Source organism: Amycolatopsis sp. w19 (assembly GCF_051373225.1).
GTDB lineage: Bacteria > Actinomycetota > Actinomycetes > Mycobacteriales > Pseudonocardiaceae > Amycolatopsis > Amycolatopsis japonica.
The window spans coordinates 166766-182662 of the sequence record NZ_JBPQFM010000016.1; the positions used below are offsets into that span (position 1 = coordinate 166766).

15 protein-coding genes and 2 tRNA genes are annotated in these 15897 nt (G+C 67.2%); 7 read left to right on the forward strand and 10 right to left on the reverse strand.

The features are described 5' to 3' along the window. Window positions 1–82: 82 nt before the first annotated feature. The 5 genes from ACSMFO_RS28040 to ACSMFO_RS28060 all read left to right on the forward strand — a co-directional run bounded on the left by ACSMFO_RS28040 (window position 83) and on the right by ACSMFO_RS28060 (window position 4326). Window positions 83–760, forward strand: coding sequence for a sensor domain-containing protein (locus ACSMFO_RS28040; protein WP_436461104.1), 678 nt, complete (start codon window positions 83–85; stop codon window positions 758–760). Next, window positions 757–1896: a sensor histidine kinase gene (locus ACSMFO_RS28045; RefSeq protein ID WP_240595375.1), complete on the forward strand. Its 1140-nt coding sequence runs from the start codon at window positions 757–759 to the stop codon at window positions 1894–1896. The genes ACSMFO_RS28040 and ACSMFO_RS28045 overlap by 4 nt, the downstream gene beginning before the upstream one ends. Window positions 1897–1948: 52 nt before the next feature. Continuing rightward, window positions 1949–2590, forward strand: coding sequence for a response regulator transcription factor (locus tag ACSMFO_RS28050; protein WP_038518748.1), 642 nt, complete (start codon window positions 1949–1951; stop codon window positions 2588–2590). Window positions 2591–2672: 82 nt separating this feature from the next. Next, the gene (locus tag ACSMFO_RS28055) at window positions 2673–2906 is read left to right on the forward strand and encodes a hypothetical protein (RefSeq protein ID WP_037345959.1); all 234 of its coding nucleotides are present in this window, start codon (window positions 2673–2675) and stop codon (window positions 2904–2906) included. Between the two features lie 94 nt (window positions 2907–3000). Then, window positions 3001–4326, forward strand: a complete 1326-nt coding sequence (locus ACSMFO_RS28060; RefSeq protein WP_436461105.1) for an acyltransferase family protein — start codon at window positions 3001–3003, stop codon at window positions 4324–4326. On the opposite strand, the gene ACSMFO_RS28065 is transcribed toward ACSMFO_RS28060, so the two are convergent. The 8 genes from ACSMFO_RS28065 to ACSMFO_RS28100 form a co-directional block, all read right to left on the reverse strand. Next, window positions 4316–5212 carry an amidohydrolase family protein gene (locus ACSMFO_RS28065; protein WP_436461106.1) on the reverse strand — a complete coding sequence of 299 codons (897 nt, stop codon included), beginning with the start codon at window positions 5210–5212 and terminating at the stop codon, window positions 4316–4318. The genes ACSMFO_RS28060 and ACSMFO_RS28065 overlap by 11 nt on opposite strands. Further along, window positions 5209–5691 carry an SsrA-binding protein SmpB gene (smpB, locus tag ACSMFO_RS28070; protein WP_038518755.1) on the reverse strand — a complete coding sequence of 161 codons (483 nt, stop codon included), beginning with the start codon at window positions 5689–5691 and terminating at the stop codon, window positions 5209–5211. The genes ACSMFO_RS28065 and smpB overlap by 4 nt, the downstream gene beginning before the upstream one ends. 52 nt (window positions 5692–5743) lie before the next feature. After that, the gene (gene ftsX, locus ACSMFO_RS28075; RefSeq protein WP_038518756.1) at window positions 5744–6637 is read right to left on the reverse strand and encodes a permease-like cell division protein FtsX; all 894 of its coding nucleotides are present in this window, start codon (window positions 6635–6637) and stop codon (window positions 5744–5746) included. A 51-nt stretch (window positions 6638–6688) separates the two neighbouring features. Continuing rightward, window positions 6689–7378: a cell division ATP-binding protein FtsE gene (ftsE, locus tag ACSMFO_RS28080; protein ID WP_005168409.1), complete on the reverse strand. Its 690-nt coding sequence runs from the start codon at window positions 7376–7378 to the stop codon at window positions 6689–6691. Between the two features lie 135 nt (window positions 7379–7513). Further along, complete coding sequence (prfB, locus tag ACSMFO_RS28085) at window positions 7514–8617, reverse strand: peptide chain release factor 2 (RefSeq protein WP_219145734.1); 1104 nt, start codon at window positions 8615–8617, stop codon at window positions 7514–7516. A 66-nt stretch (window positions 8618–8683) separates the two neighbouring features. Next, window positions 8684–9184 carry a PadR family transcriptional regulator gene (locus ACSMFO_RS28090; RefSeq protein ID WP_350575404.1) on the reverse strand — a complete coding sequence of 167 codons (501 nt, stop codon included), beginning with the start codon at window positions 9182–9184 and terminating at the stop codon, window positions 8684–8686. Window positions 9185–9463: 279 nt separating this feature from the next. Further along, a tRNA-Met gene (locus ACSMFO_RS28095) sits at window positions 9464–9537 on the reverse strand. 83 nt (window positions 9538–9620) lie between these two features. Further along, window positions 9621–10214, reverse strand: coding sequence for a TetR family transcriptional regulator (locus tag ACSMFO_RS28100; protein ID WP_436461107.1), 594 nt, complete (start codon window positions 10212–10214; stop codon window positions 9621–9623). Between the two features lie 93 nt (window positions 10215–10307). Here ACSMFO_RS28100 and ACSMFO_RS28105 point away from each other — a divergent pair, with 93 nt between their 5' ends. Then, on the forward strand, window positions 10308–11759 hold the full coding sequence (locus ACSMFO_RS28105) for an FAD-dependent monooxygenase (RefSeq protein ID WP_436461108.1): 1452 nt from the start codon (window positions 10308–10310) through the stop codon (window positions 11757–11759). A 188-nt stretch (window positions 11760–11947) separates the two neighbouring features. On the opposite strand, the gene ACSMFO_RS28110 is transcribed toward ACSMFO_RS28105, so the two are convergent. Both ACSMFO_RS28110 and ACSMFO_RS28115 read right to left on the reverse strand, forming a co-directional pair. Next, window positions 11948–12021: transfer RNA gene (locus tag ACSMFO_RS28110), tRNA-Met, on the reverse strand. 67 nt (window positions 12022–12088) lie between these two features. Next, on the reverse strand, window positions 12089–15082 hold the full coding sequence (locus tag ACSMFO_RS28115; RefSeq protein ID WP_038518766.1) for a UPF0182 family protein: 2994 nt from the start codon (window positions 15080–15082) through the stop codon (window positions 12089–12091). 156 nt (window positions 15083–15238) lie between these two features. Here ACSMFO_RS28115 and ACSMFO_RS28120 point away from each other — a divergent pair, with 156 nt between their 5' ends. Continuing rightward, window positions 15239–15787, forward strand: coding sequence for a PPA1309 family protein (locus ACSMFO_RS28120; RefSeq protein WP_037345940.1), 549 nt, complete (start codon window positions 15239–15241; stop codon window positions 15785–15787). Window positions 15788–15897: the final 110 nt, after the last annotated feature.

A 15897-nucleotide genomic window follows, 5' to 3' on the forward strand; every position in this document is an offset into this window, starting at 1 on the left:
CTGGGAGATGCCCGCGAGCACCATGTCAGCGGACGTCCCCGCGCGCGATGCTTGACTCCTCGAACAGGAGAGGAGCACGACCATGAGTTCGCTGGCGGCCGAGCGGGAGCTGAGCAGGTCCGATCCGTCGTTCGGCGGCTCGCTGGTCTACCTGCTGATGAACCTGCCGATGGGCGTCCTGGCCTTCGCGCTCCTGATGTCCTTCATCTCGGCGGGCATCGGCACGGCGGTCGTCTGGATCGGGTTGCCCATCCTCGCGCTGGTGATCCTGACGGTCCGCGGCGCGGCCCGGATGGAGCGCGCCAGGGTGTACGCGCTGCTCGACCGCTACATCGACCTGCCGTATCTCCCGCTGCCCGTCGCCGGCCAGTCCGTGCGCTGGAAGGCACGCCTGAAGGACGGCTCGACCTGGCGCGACCTCGGCTACTTCTTCCTGCTCTTCCCGCTCGGGATCGTCGAGTTCGTCCTGGTCACCGCGTTCTGGGCGACCAGTCTCGGCCTCGCCGGGCTGCCGATCTACTACCGCTTCCTGCCCGGCGGCGAGTACCACTTCCCGGCCTGGGAGAACGCGTGGTTCACCGTCGATTCGACGGTCTCCGCGCTGCCTTGGGCGGCGCTCGGAGTGCTCTGCATCGCGCTCTCGGTAGCGTTGACGAAGGCGCTGGCCGGGATGCATGCCCGGCTCGCGGCGGCGTTGCTCGGGCCGACTCACGCCCAGCGCCGCCGTCTGGAAAATTCTTGGGGCGAGGTTCACGGATGACGATCGACCAGCAGGTACAGCAGGTGGGGATCCCGCGGCCGCGGCCGATGCGGTCGATCGCCTACATGTTCGTCAGCTTCTTCTTCCGGCTGCTCCAGTTCATCCTCATCGTCGTCGGGCTGGCGGTCGGCATCGCGACCGCGGTGGTGTGGATCGGCTTCCCGATCCTGATGGCCACGACCAGCTTCATCCGCTGGTCCGCCGACCGGGAGCGGGGCTGGGCGCGGACGATGCTCGAAACCCCGCTGGAGCCGGTCGAGCGGCTCCCCCTCGAAGGACTTTCGCTGGTCAAGCGCTGGCTGACCCGCTTGACCGACGCGACGACCTGGCGCGACCTCGCCTACCTCATGGCGGCGTTCCCGCTGGCCTGTCTGGAGCTGCCGATCGCGATCGCGTCGGTCGTGCTGCTGCCGATGGCGATCTGGGTGACCCCGTGGGTCGGGTGGCTGCACGGCAACCTGGCGTACTCGCTGCTCGGCCCGAACCGCGCCGCGAAACTGGAACAGAAGGCCGAGCGTCTGCAGGCGTCGCGGGCTCGCGGTGTCGACGCCGCCGAGGCCGAACGCCGCCGCATCGAGCGCGACCTGCACGACGGCGCCCAGCAGCGGCTGGTCGCCGTCGCGATGAGCCTCGGCCGCGCGAAGTCGAAGTTCGACCAGGACCCGAACGCCGTGCGCGAACTGATCGACGAGGCGCACCTCGACGCCAAGCTCGCGGTGTCGGAACTGCGCGATCTCGCACGCGGGATCTACCCGGCCGTCCTCGGCGACCGCGGTCTCGACGCCGCCTTGTCCGCGCAGGCCGCGAAATCGCCGATCCACGTCGACGTCGAGGTGGACGTCGAGCCGCGACCACCGGCCGCGGTCGAGACGACGGCCTACTTCATCGTCGGCGAGACGCTGACGAACATCGCGAAGCACTCGGGCGCGACCGAAGCGGGCGTGAAGGTGTGGCGCACCGAGTCGATGGTCATCGTCGAGATCACCGACAACGGGCACGGTGGCGCCGAAGTCCGGCCAGGTGGCGGCCTCGCCGGGCTCGCCGACCGCGCGGCCACGATCGACGGCGTGATCACCGTCGTCAGCCCGCCCGGCGGCCCGACGGTGATTCGCGCGGACCTGCCGTGCCAATGGTGACCCGCTCGTGAGTGAATAGGCTCTGCCATTCACTCACGACGCTGGGGGCAGCATGCGGGTTGTCATCGCCGAAGACGCGGTTCTGTTGCGCGCGGGGGTGATCCGACTGCTCGCCGACGAGGACATCGAGACGGTCGCCGCCGTGGACAACGGTGACGATCTGCTGGTCGCGGTCAAGGAGCACCGGCCGGACCTCGCGATCGTCGACGTCCGTATGCCGCCCACCTTCACCGACGAGGGCTTGCGTGCGGCGCTGGGCGCTCGTGAGGCCGTTCCCGGCCTTCCGGTCCTCGTGCTTTCCCAGTACGTCGAAGAGAGCTACGCCGTCGAGCTGCTGTCCGGTGGCGCGGGCGGAGTCGGTTACCTGCTCAAGGAACGCGTCGCCGACGTCGGGGACTTCCTCGACGCGGTCAAGCGGGTCGCCGGCGGCGGCACGGCCATCGATCCGGACGTCATCGCGCAGCTCATGGCGCGGGGCCGCAAGAACCCGCTCGACGCGCTCACCGCCCGCGAGTCCGAGGTGCTGGGGCTGATGGCGCAGGGCCTGTCGAACACCGCGATCGCGAACTCGCTCGTCGTCTCGCACGGCGCGGTCGAGAAGCACATCGGCAACATCTTCTCGAAGCTCGGGCTCGAAGCGAGCTCGGTGGAGCACCGCCGGGTCCGCGCGGTGCTCACTTACTTAGGACGCTGAAGTAGCTCTTGGTGGCGAAGCCGTCACTCACCTAACATGGGCAGACTGTTGGTGAGGAAACGAGCCGAGCCGAGGAGGCCCCATGACCGACCGGACCTCCCGCAGCGTCCGCTTCTTCGGCGGGCCGCTCGACGGCCGTGTCCAGGAACTCGGTGACACGGAGCCGATCGTGGGCACCGTCCTCAAACACGTCCATCTCCACGACGGGCCCAAAATCGAAACCCGGTACGAACTCGGCCGCGCCGAAGACGACTGCTGGGAGTTCCGGCTGTGCTCCGCCCCGCTCCCGGAGCCCGAGACCGACGGCGTGGGGTAGGGAAAACTCCACCTTCCGAGGGCGAAAACCCCGAAGATCGATACGGCGGCCCGCACCACTGTTTTCGCGGCCCCGAAGCACCAGGCTCTTTTCCATGCACACAAGCGGGAAACAGGGCCGGGACAGGTTCCTGGACATCGTCCGAGCGGTCGCGATCCTCGCGGTCGTCGTCCAGCACTGGGGTATGCCGGTGCTCTCCTACGCCGACGGCCGTCTCGCCACCGGGAACGCCCTCGCGACGCCCGGCTGGTGGATCATCACCTGGCTCAGTCAGGTCATGCCGCTCGTCTTCTTCGCCGGCGGCGCGGCGAACCTGATCTCGTTGAGCCGCGCGGAAAGTTCCCGTTCCTGGCTCGCGGCCCGTCTCAAGCGGCTGATGATCCCGGTGCTCCCGCTGGTGGCCGTCTGGCTGTTCGTCCCGGACATCCTGCGCGGCATGGGCGTTCCGGAGCAGCCGTTGCAGGTCGGCGGCGCGATCGCCGCCCAGTTGCTGTGGTTCCTCGCCGTGTACGTGCTCACCGTGCTGCTCACCCCGATGCTGGCCGCGGCACATCGCCGCTGGGGCCTGAAGGTCCCGCTCGTGATGCTCGCCGCCGCCGTGCTCGTGGACGTCGCCCGCTTCAACGACCTCGGCCTGATCGGTTTCGCGAACGCCGTCTTCGTCTGGATGGCCGTGCACCAGCTCGGCTTCCACTACACGCAAGGACGTCTCGGGGCGCTCGGCCGCAACGCCGCGCTCGGCATGGCAAGTATCGGATTCGGCATCACCGCGCTGATGGTCGCCTTCGGCCCGTACCCGGCCAGCATGATCGGCATGCCGGGCGCCCCGGTGTCGAACATGAGCCCGCCGACCGCGCTGCTGGCCTTCCTCGCGATCGGCCAGATCGGGCTCCTGCTGGCCTTCAAGCCCCAGCTGAACGCCTTGGCCGCCCGGCCGAACCTCGACGCCGCCCTGAAGTGGATCGGCCCGCGGTTCATGAGCGTCTACCTGTGGCACATGCCGGCGCTGATCGTCGTCTCCGGTGTCGCGGTCTACGGCCTCGGTTACGAAACCCCCGAACCGGGTTCCGTGCTGTGGCTGACGATGCTCCCGGCCTGGCTCGGCGCCTGCGGGCTCGTGCTCCTCGGCCTGCTGCGGATGTTCGCCCGCTTCGAAGCGCAGGGTTCCGGCCCCGCGTCGACCGCGCACACGCCTCAGCTCGTGGTCGCCGGACTGACGATCGCCGGCGGGCTGCTCGGCCTCGCAGCGCACGGTTTCGCCCCGCTGAGCGATGGTCTGGCGCAGGGCCCGGCGCCGTGGGTGGCGCTGGCGACGGGCGGATTCCTGCTGGCGGGCAAGCAGATCCCGGTCTCGGAGCTGGGGACGCGGCTACTCGGCCGCGCCGTCTCGGTCACCGAGGTGGCACAGCTCAAACGCTGAGCAGTTTCGCGGGGGTGTCGTGCAGCACCGCCCGCAGGAACGGCTCACCCAGGCGATCGTCGGCGGCCCAGCCGGCGATCGCCTGCAGCTGTGTGGCGTACGAGTACGGGATGTTGGGGAAGTCGGTGCCGAACACGACGCGGTCGGGGAATTCCGCCAGGAGGTCCTGCCAGTCCGGTGGGAGCGGGTTGCCGTGCGAAGTGAACTCCACCCCGACCATCGTGGTGTCGAGGTACACGCGCGGATACCTCCCGGCCAGCTCGAAGGCGAAGTCGATCTCCGGCATGCCGGCGTGCGCGAGCACCAGGGTCAGACTGGGATGCCGCACCAGGATCTCTTCGAACAGCCGTAGCCCGGTGTAGGCGCCCTTCAACGGACCGTGTCCACAGTGGACGACCACCGGGACACCCGCGTCCGCCAGCGCGCCCCAGACGTCGTCGAGGAGCTCGTCACGCGGGTCGTAGGCGCCGATCTGGACGTGCGCCTTGAAACACCGGGCGCCCGCGCGCAGCGCACCGTCCACAACGGACAACGCGCCGGGCTCCGGGTAGAACGTTCCGGTCGGCACCGCCTCCGGGACGCGTTCCGCGAACTCCAGCGCCCACGACGTCAGCCATGCGGCCATGCCCGGCTTGTGCGGATAGACCAGCGGCGCGAACCTGCGCACGCCGAACGAGCGCAAGGTTTCGACGCGTTCTTCCTCCGACGTGCGGTAAAGCACCGGCCAGGCCATGCCGTAGTGCTCCTCGGCCTGGTCGAAATAGGCCCACACCTTGTCCATGACGGGCTTCGGCAGGAAATGCAGGTGAAGGTCCACGAGCCCGTCGATGCCCAGCGCCGAGATCCAGCCGGGGATCTCGGCGTCCGACGCGGGCCCGTGGATCAATCGTTGTACCGGCCCTTGAGCGCCCGGCCCATGGCCCGGCTGATGGTGCGCTCCGCGTCCCGCTTGGCGATGTCCTGCCGCTTGTCGTAGGACTTCTTGCCCTTCGCCAACGCGATCTCGACCTTGACCTTGCCGTCCTTGAAGTACATCGACAGCGGGACCAGCGAAAGACCGCTCTCCTTGGTCTTGCCGATGAGCTTCTCGATCTCCTGGCGGTGCAGCAACAGTTTCCGGGTGCGCCGCGGCGTGTGGTTCGTCCACGTGCCCTGCACGTACTCCGGGATGTGCACGTTGCGGAGCCAGACCTCGCCGTCGTCCACCGTGGCGAACGCGTCGGCCAGCGATGCCCGTCCTTCACGCAGGCTCTTCACCTCGGTACCGACGAGCACGAGACCGGCTTCGTAGGTGTCGAGGATGGAGTAATCGTGGCGAGCCTTGCGGTTCGACACGATCACCTTGTGTCCACGTTCCTTGGGCATAGCGGCGACTCTACGTGAGTTTCTGTGTTCGGGCAGGTGGTTATCGGGGCGGCTAGTGGCGCACGTACAGGCGCAGCGTCACGTAGCCGGTGATCGCCGAAATGACGATCGAAACGGCGAGCAGGATCGGCGCCACCGGGAACAGCAATTCGAGCATGCCGACCGCGGGGAACACGTCACCCGTGAGCACCAAGTCGAGCAACAGCACCTTGGTGAGCACCAGGAAGACGATACCGATGATGGCACCGACCAGGCCGGCGACCACCGCCTCCAGGAGGAACGGCAGCTGCGTGTACCAGCGGGTCGCACCGACCAGCCGCATGATGCCGACCTCGGTGCGCCGGGTGAACGCCGACACCTGGATCGTGTTGGCGATCAGCAGCAGCGCGGCGATGGCCATGATCAGCGCGGCGCCGAAGGCCAGGTTCCGCACCCCGTTGAGCGCGTTGAACACGCGGTCCAGCGCCTTCTGCTGGTCGTCGACCTTGGAGACGCCGGGCTTGCCGGTGTACTCCTGGATGATCGCCTGGCTGCGCTCGGGGTTCTTCAGCTTGACGTGGAGCGACGCGGGCAGCGCCTCCGGCCCGGTGAGCGCGAGCAGTTCCGGCTGGCTCTCGAACATCTTCTTGAACCGCTCGTAGGACTGCTCGCGGTTCTCGAAGACGACCGACTCGACGCCTTCGTTGCCCTGCAGCTCCTGACGCAGCGTCTGGCAGGCGGACTGCGAGCAGTTCGGGTCACCCGCGCTGATGTCGTTGACCAGATAGACCGAAACCTCGACGTCGGCGAGGAAGTTGGCCTTCATCTTGTCGATCGTGCCGACGGCCAGGAGACCGAAGCCGAGCATGGCGAGGGAGACCGCGGTGGTGAGGATCATCGCGATGGTCATCGTGACGTTCCGGCGCAAGCCGGTGACTACCTCGCTGAAGACGAAACTGGCGCGCATCGGGGTTGATGTCCCTTGGAAGTCGTGGGTTACGGAGGAGGGCGGGGCCGGTCAGCGGCCGATGCCGTAGACGCCTCGGGCGTCGTCACGGATGACCTTGCCGAGCTGGAGCTCGACGACCCTTCGCCGCATCGAGTCCACGATCGAATGGTCGTGGGTGGCCATCAGCACCGTCGTACCGGTGCGGTTGATCCGCTCCAGCAGCAACATGATGTCCTGGCTGGTGTCGGGGTCCAGGTTCCCGGTCGGCTCGTCGGCGAGCAGCACGAGCGGGCGGTTCACGAACGCGCGGGCGATCGCGACGCGCTGCTGCTCACCACCGGAGAGTTCGTTGGGGAGCCGGTCGGCCTTGCCGTCGAGGCCGACGAGTTCGAGCACCTCGGGCACGACCTTGCGGATCGTGGGGCGCGGCTTGCCGATGACTTCGAGCGCGAAGGCGACGTTTTCGGCGACGGTCTTGTTCGACAGCAGACGGAAGTCCTGGAAGACGCAGCCGATGGTCTGCCGCAGCCGCGGCACCCGGCGACGGGCGAGCTTGGCGACGTCGAAGTTGGAGACCATGACGCGACCCTTGCTCGGCACCTCTTCGCGCAGCAGGAGACGCAGGAAGGTCGACTTCCCGGATCCCGAAGGACCGATCAGGAAGACGAACTCGCCTTTGTCGATCTCGACCGACACCCGCTCAAGGGCGGGACGGGTCGAGGTCTTGTAGACCTTGGAAACCTCTTCGAGCCGGATCACGGTTCGGCATACTACCCATGCCCGCCGTTAAGCCCGGGTAGCCCGGTCCCGGCGGCCAAGCGAGCAAGGGACCTTTGCTCTCACTCTCTTTCGGAAAGTGATAGCAAAGGTCCCTTGCTCTCTCACGCAGGGTTGTTACGCGGCTCCGGACTGCTTGCGCCAGCGGATGCCGGCCTCCAGGAAACCGTCGATCTCGCCGTCGAGCACGGAGGACGGGTTGCCGACCTCGAACTCGGTCCGCAGGTCCTTGACCATCTGGTACGGGTGCAGCACGTAGGAGCGCATCTGGTTGCCCCAGCTGGAGCCCCCGTCCTTGAGCGCGTCCATCTCGGCACGCTCCTCTTCCTTCTTCCGCTGCAGCAGCCGCGCCTGGAGGACCTTCATCGCGGCCGCCTTGTTCTGCAGCTGCGACTTTTCGTTCTGGCACGAAACGACCACGCCGGTCGGGATATGCGTGATCCGCACCGCCGAGTCCGTCGTGTTGACGCTCTGGCCGCCGGGGCCGGACGAGCGGTACACGTCGACGCGGATGTCCTTCTCGGGGATGTCGACGTGGTCGACCTCCTCGACCTCGGGCATCACCTCGACGTGCGCGAAGGAGGTCTGGCGACGGCTCTGGTTGTCGAACGGCGAGATGCGCACCAGCCGGTGCGTGCCCTGCTCGACCGAGAGCGTGCCGTAGACGTAGGGCGCCGTCACCTTGAAGGTGGCGGACTTGATGCCCGCTTCCTCGGCGTAGGAGATGTCGTAGACGTCCGTGGGGTAGTTGTGGCGCTCAGCCCACCGCAGGTACATCCGGAGCAGCATCTCGGCCCAGTCGGCCGCGTCGACGCCGCCCGCTTCGGACCGGATGGTGACCACGGCGTTCCGCGGGTCGTATTCACCCGACAGCAGGGTGCGGACCTCGAGCCCGTCGATGTCCTTGGTGAGCGCCGTGAGCTCGGACTCGGACTCGGCCACACTGGCGGAGTCGCCCTCGGCCTCGGCCAGTTCATAGAGGACGCCCAGGTCGTCGAGCCGCTGCCGCAGCTCGGAAATGCGTCGCAGCTCACTCTGCCGGTGGGACAACTGGCTGGTGACCTTCTGCGCCGCTTCGGGGTCGTCCCAGAGGTTCGGGCTGGATGCCTGTTCCTCCAGCTCGGCCACCTGGGCACGCAGCGCATCCAGGTCCATCACCGACTCGATCTGCGTCAGCTTGCCGGCCAGGTCCTTCAGTGCCGCATCGAACTCATCACTCACGTCGGCCAAGGTTACGGCAAAACCCACGACCGGTTGCGGGGAACCGGTCGTGGGCACCTGTCCGGGTCAGGACTGGGGGATGGAATCCAGCAGTTTCAGTGCGGCTTTGGCCTGCGCCTGAGCGAACTCGGCGACCGCCTTGGCGTACGGGCCGTCGGCGGCCTTGGTGGCGGCCTTGGCCTCGTCGAGCTGCTGCGTGTAGCTCGCACGGGCCGAGTCGAGCAGGGTCGAGCGCTGCTTCACCGTCAACGAACCGGCGTGCACGAGACGGAGGATCAGCGGGCTGCGGAGGTGGTCAGGACCGGCTTCGGAGGACAGCCACGTCTTGAACGCCTTCTTGCCCGCCGCGGTGATGAGGTACTGCTGGCTCGACCGCGGGCCCTGCTTGCCGAGGCGGACGAGGCCCTCCTTCGACAAGGCGGGGAGCTCCCGGTACACCTGGCTGCGAGTCACGCTGAAGAAGGCGCCGAAACGCTCACCCGCCCCCGCGACCAGTTGCCCGCCCGTGGCGGGACCGTCGTGGAGAAGACCGAGCAGTGCGGCGGCTGTTGCATTCAATTCGGACACGCCCTCTACGGTCCCACTTTTCGGAACCTGTGTCCACTGTGGTCAACACATCTGTCCATTGTGGCTAGTGATATGCGCTCATTCGGCCCAACGCACTACGCCTGTCCACAATGGACCGAACACGCTACGCAACCGGCCTTCGCCACGGACAGCGGTACGCGTCCCCCGCCCCGACCAACAACGGGGAGTGATCGCCCCGGAGGGCGCACGGGCGACGGAACCGGAAAACGAAGAAGCGCGGATCTGCGATTTCCGCAGATCCGCGCTTCGTTTTCACAGTAGCGGGGACAGGATTTGAACCTGCGACCTCTGGGTTATGAGCCCAGCGAGCTACCGAGCTGCTCCACCCCGCGTCGTTGTGTTAATAGATTACACGGGGCCCGGACCGGGTTTCACGGGGGTGCCCTTAACTTCCCAAAGGGCCTTTGACCTGCCTTTATGGCGCGACTTTGTCATCCAGCCAAGCGAAGGCGCCGTTGAGCACCATGGTCAGCCCGTCGCCGAACCTGCCTTCGACGTCCTCGTCGAAGACCCACGCGGTGGGCGTCACGTCGTAACGCGGGTCCCGTTCGCCCGGAATCGGATAAACGGCCTGTTCTTCGATGGTGAAACCGATGACATAGGTGTAGACGGTGAACAACGCTCGTCCGGCCAGGTACGGTTCGAGCCCCGCGTCGACCCGCCCCTGCAGCGGATTGTCACCGAGCAGGCTGTCGTCGGTCAGGAAAGTCCCGGCGAAGACCTTCGCGCCGTCACGGTAAGCGAGCATCATCCGGCGCAAAGCCCGTGCCGCCAGCTCTAGAGACTCCCGCTCCCCCATACCTTCCGGCACACGACCCGGCATCGCGTCCGCGTACATCCGCGTCGCCATCTCGTCGAGCAGCTCCTGTTTGTTCTTCATGTGCCAGTACAACGCGGGCGCCTTGACGCCGAGCTCCTGCGCGATCAGGCGGAGCGTCAGCCCGTTGAGCCCGACGTCATTGAGCAGCCGAAGCCCGGCGCGGACGATGTCCTGCCTGGTCAGACCCACTTTTATCTCTCTTTCCAGCGGAAGCGCCTTGACAATTTAACAATGTTAAGGGCACCCTGGGCGTCGGTCAATTTAACGTCGTTAAGGAGTGGTATGAACAACCTGGGGACGGACGTGGTCGTGGCGGGCGCCGGGCCGACGGGGCTGATGCTGGCCCACGAACTCGCGCTCGCCGGTGTCGATGTCGTGGTTCTGGAACGGCTTCACGAGCGCACAGGGCTGTCGAAGGCGCTGAACCTGCAGCCACGCACGGCGGAAATCCTGCAGCTGCGCGGACTTCTGGACGGCGCCGAGGAACGTTCGTTCGCGACGGTGCGAGACGGACATTTCGCGATGATCCCGGTCGGCTACGACGGCTGGGACACTCGTTTCCCTTTCCAGCTGGGGATTCCGCAGGCACAGGTGGAGGAGTACCTGGAGGAACGGCTTGCCGCACAAGGAACGAAGGTGATCCGAGGAGCCGAAGTAATCGATTTCGTACAGGACAAGGACTCCGTCTCTGTCCGGTACCGAACAGACAGCGGCGAGAACGTGCTGTACGCGAAGTTCCTCGTCGGCTGCGACGGCTCTCGAAGTGTTGTACGCAAAGGACTCGGCGTGGACTTTCCCGGAGTGGACGGTGAAGGTTTCGGCGTGGTCGCGGACGTCCTGTTCGACAGAATCCCTGACGGCGCGCAAAAGCAGTGGCGAACGATGCGGAACACCGGCGAGCCGACCGGTGCGACCACGTTCAAAGGCCTGATTCCGTTGGGAGAACCGGGTCTCTACCGCTTCGTGTACGGCGACAGGGCCTCGCGGCCTGCGGACCTCCGGGCCGCCGTCTCCCACGACGAAGTCCGGCGGGCCCTGCTGGACTCGTACGGTGAGACAGCGACGGTGTCGGAAATCCGGTGGGCGTCACAGTTCTCCGACGCCGCGCGGCAGGCGGAGCGCTACCGCGCCGGGCGGGTGCTACTGGCGGGCGATGCCGCGCACATCCATTTCCCGGCCGGCGGCCAGGGGTTGAACCTGGGCGTGCAGGACGCGATGAATCTGGGCTGGAAGCTCGCCGCGACCGTGCGCGGCTGGGCGGGCGAAGATCTGCTCGACACCTACGAGGCCGAGCGGCACCCCGTCGGCGCTCAAGTGCTGCACAACGTCGCCGCCCAGCTGGGGCTGACTCCGCGGTCTCACGCGTCTCGCGCGCTTCGAGCCGTTTTCGCCGACCTGGCCGCGCTGCCCGAGGTGAGCAAGCACCTGTCGGGCATGGTCTCGGGCCTAGGGATCCGCTACACGACCCACGGGACCGCGCATCCCGCGCTCGGCTCGCGGCTGACCGATGAGGACGTCGCGACCGAAGAGGGCCCACTGCGCCCCAGCACACTCTTCCGCGACGGCGCCTTCGTGCTCCTGACGACCACCCCGGCCCACGTCGACGCCGCCCGGGCCCACGCCCGCTCGCCGCGCCTGACCACCCAGCCGGTCACGTCCCTGCCGTGGCCCGCCACTGAAGCCGTCCTGTACCGCACCGATGGCTATGCCTGCTGGACCGCCCCCGCGCGGTAGCAAAGGTCCCCCGCTCCCCCACCTGGTAGCAAAGGTCCCCCGCTACCTCGGGCACCTAAGCGACCGACTCACCTCGGGGGGTCCAGGGGGCGGAGCCCTCCTGGCGGGGGTCCGGGGGTTCGACCCCCGGGACAAATGCGAAAGAGGCCCGGCCTGCGTTTTCCGCAGGCACGGGCCTCCAACCTCTGTAGCGGGGACAGGATTTGAACCTGCGACCTCTGGGTTATGAGCCCAGCGAGCTACCGAGCTGCTCCACCCCGCGTCGTGACACCTACCTTACGCCTGCGTTTCGAGCAGGCGCAAAGCAGGTGCCCTTTAGGTAAGCGACGTCACCCTCCGGGCTGGCCGGAGGTCGGGGGCGCACCGGACGCCGGCGGGTTGGCCTTGGCCGACTCGTAGGCCTTCGAAGCGGCTTCGAGTGCGGCCAGGGCGGCACCCTGGTCGGCGTAGTTGCCGGATTGCTGGGCGGCGCGGAACTTGACCCAGGCGTCGTGCATGTCGCCCGCGGCCTTGTCGAGCGCCGGGTTACCGGTGGCCGGCGGCTGCGGCGTCGTGGTGCCCGGGGGTGGTGTGGTCGTTCCGGGCGTGCCTCCGGTCTGCGGCGGCGTGACCCCGGAACCCGTGCCCGGCCCGAAGACCTGATCCAGGGCTTCGTTGAGCGTCGGCGCGAAACCGATCTTGGTGCCGTAGGAGACCAGGACCCGGGCCAGCTGCGGATAGCTCAGCTGGTTCCGCTGCCGGATGTAGACCGGTTCCACGTAGAGGAAGCCATTCGCGACCGGCAGGGTGATCAGGTTTCCGTACGTGACGGTGACGTTCGGGTTGTTGAACAGGGTCCGGTCCTGCGCGACCCGTGGGTCACTTTGGAATCTGTTCTGGACCTGGACGGGACCGTCCACCTGGGTCGAGCCGCTGGCGCCGGTCGGCAGTCTCAGGACGCGCATCTTCCCGTAGTCCTCGGGATCGGAGGACACGGACATCCAGGCCGCCAGGTACTGCCGTTGGAGACCGGTCAGTGAACTGGTGAGCTGGAATCGCGATTTGTTGTCTCCCGGCGCGGTGGCCAGGACGTAGTAGCCGGGCTGGTTCGCGACACCGGACGCGGACGCGTTCACGCCGCCTTCCTGCGTCGGGTCCTGCGGAACGCTCCAGAAGGCCTGCTGCGCGTAGAACTCCGCCGGGTTGTTCACGTGGTACTTCGACAGGAGTTCCCGCTGCACCTTGAAGAGGTCTTCGGGGTAGCGGAAGTGCGACCGCAGGTCCGGCGAGATCTCGCTGCTCGGCTTGACCAGGCCCGGGAAGACGTTCTTCCAGGCGTTCAGCACCGGCTCGTTGTCCTCGACCCCGTACAGGGTCACGGTGCCGTCGAACGCGTCGACGGTGGCCTTGACCGAGTTGCGGATGTAGTTGAGCGAGGAATTCGCCTGGCGGGTGGTGCCGCTGAGCGAGTCGTTGGTCGCCTGGCCGAGCTGGGTCTGCTGGGCGTACGGGAAGTTGTTCATCGTGGTGTAGCCGTCGACGATCCAGATGATCTTGCCGTTGACGACCGCCGGATACGGGTCACCGTCGAGCGTCAGCCACGGGGCGACCTTGGCGACGCGGTCCCGCGGCTCGCGGTTGAACATGATCTTGGATCCGTCGCCGATGGCGTCGGAGAAGAGGATGTTCCGCTCGCCGTACTCGGCGGCGAAGACGAGCCGGTTGAACCAGTTGTCGATCGGCACGCCGCCGGAGCCCTTGTAGATGTAGCCGCGGTCGACGGCGGTGTCGTACTCGCCGGGCGCCTGTCCCGCCTTGCCACCGACGATCGCGTACGCGGCGTCGGTCGCCAGCTCGCCGTAGTAGATGCGGGGCTCGTCCACCTTGATGCCCGGCTTGTTCGGGTCGGTCGAGCCGGCGCCTGTCGGGTTCTGCGTGTCGCTGGTGGTGGCGATCGGGTAACCGCCGTCGGAGTTGGCGTCCTTCAGCGCGCGGTCGATCGTGTTGGCCGGCGCGGCGACGAAGCCGTTTCCGTGCGTGTAGACGAGGTGCTTGTTGATCCAGTTCGTCTGGTTGCCGGTCAGGCCCTCGGTCTTGATCTCCTTGGCCGCGACGATGTAGTCCTGCGTGACCCCGTTGAGGGTGTAGCGGTCGATGTCCAGCTTCGACGGGAAGCCGTAGAAGTTCTCACGGCCGACGCGCTGGGTGAAGGTGTCGCTGAGGATGTTCGGGTCGAGGAGCCGGATGTTCGGGACGGTCCCCTTGTCCGCCTTGATCTCCGCGGACGTCGCCTCGGACTTTCCGGTGTAGTCCTTGTACTCGACGTTGGTCAGGCCGAACGCCTGGCGGGTCGCGTCCATGTTGCGCTGGATCGACGCGGACTCCTTCTCGTTCGCGTTGGGACGCACCGAGAACTGGTCGAGCACAGCGGGCCACGCGACGCCGACGAGCACGTTCGACAAGATCAGCAGCACCAGTGCGATCGCGGGAAGCTGCAGGTTGCGCAGGAACGCACCGGCGAAGAAGGCGACGGCACAGATCACCGAGATGCACAGAAGGATCAGCTTCGCGGGCAGGACCGCGTTCAGGTCGGTGTAGGTCGCACCGATGAAGAGCGGCGCCCCCCTGTCGGAGAGCAGCAGGTTGTAGCGATCGAAGAAGTACTCGACCGCCTTCAGCAGCACGAAGATGCCGATGGTGATGGCGAGCTGGGCACGGGTCGGGCCGGCGAGCTGGCCGCCCTTACCCGCGAGCCGGATGCCGCCGAAGATGTAATGGGAGATCAACGCGCCGAAGAACGCGATGACGACGGAGATGAACAGCCAGCCCAGGAGCCAGTTGTAGAACGGCAGGTCGAAGGCGTAGAAGCCGACGTCGTTGCCGAACTCGGGATCGGTCTGCCCGAAGCGCGTGCCGTTCAGGAACAGCTGCACGACCTGCCAGTCGCTCTGCGCGGACGCGCCGGCGATGAGCCCGGTGAGCACCGGGATGCCGATGCCGAAAAGGCGGATCCGGCCGACGATCGCCGACCGATAGCGCGCGAGCGGGTCGTCGTTGCCGGAAATCGGCACGAAGACGGGCCTCGACCGGTACGCGATCATCAAACTGATCGCGAGCGAGCCTCCCACCAGGAGCCCGACGGCGAAGAACAAGACGACACGGGTGATCAACACCGTGCTGAAGACCGTCCGGGCGCCGACCTCGCCGAACCACAACCAGTCGACATAGGTGTCCAGCAGTCTCGCGCCCAGCAGCAGGGCCAGGATGACTACGGCGGCGATGATGAGCAGGATCCGGCTGCGCCGGGACAGCTTCGGCAGGCTCACGGGGGGCCGAGTGGCCACTGCACACGCTCCTGGTTTGGTGAACTTTTCGCAGGGACGCGCGTACCGCGTGCGGCCCCTGATGCTCTAACTCTACGGATGCCGTCGGAAGTTCCCGGAACCCGCCCAAACCGGACTCGGGACGCCGCTGTCCCGGCCGCCTGGAACGATGTGGCAATGGCACCGAGTGAGCAGCAGGGCGTGGCCGGCCTGGCCCGCGAAGTCGAGGAGTTCGTCGCCTCCGGAGGATGGGATCAGCCGCCGCAGTTGTTCGCGCTGGTCCCGACCGCGGCGCTGCTGGACGAGCAGCCCGAACTGGCCGGACAGCTCGATCCGTCGGCCCCGCTGACGCCCGTCGCGCAGGAGTCGCTGCCGGATGGCGACCTCGGTGAAGCGCTGGCGCAGATCGCGTGGCCCGATCTGGTTCTGGGCTGCGCGCTCGCGCAAGAGATCATCGTGCTGCCGCCGGACGCCGAAGCCGAGCTTCCCGTCGTGCCCGAGACCGATGCCGAACGCCTGCGTCAGGCGGCCGCCGACCACCCTCGCCGGACCGAGGCCCGGCTCGTCGCGGCCGTCCTGCGGGATGGCGCCGGAGCCTGCGTCATGCGGCTTCGCGGCGCGGGGAAGGCCGAAGAGCCAGGCGACGTCCCTGTCGACGAGATCATCGAGAACCCTGAGCTGGCGCCCAACCTCCTGGAAGCCCTGAAGGCGACCCTGCTCCCCTGACCTGCGAAAAGAGAGCAAGGGACCTTTGCTACCACCCGGCCCGAGACGCACACCGGGCGATAGCAAAGGTCCCTTGCTCTCTTCAGCCAGGCCCGCGGGTGGTAGCAAAG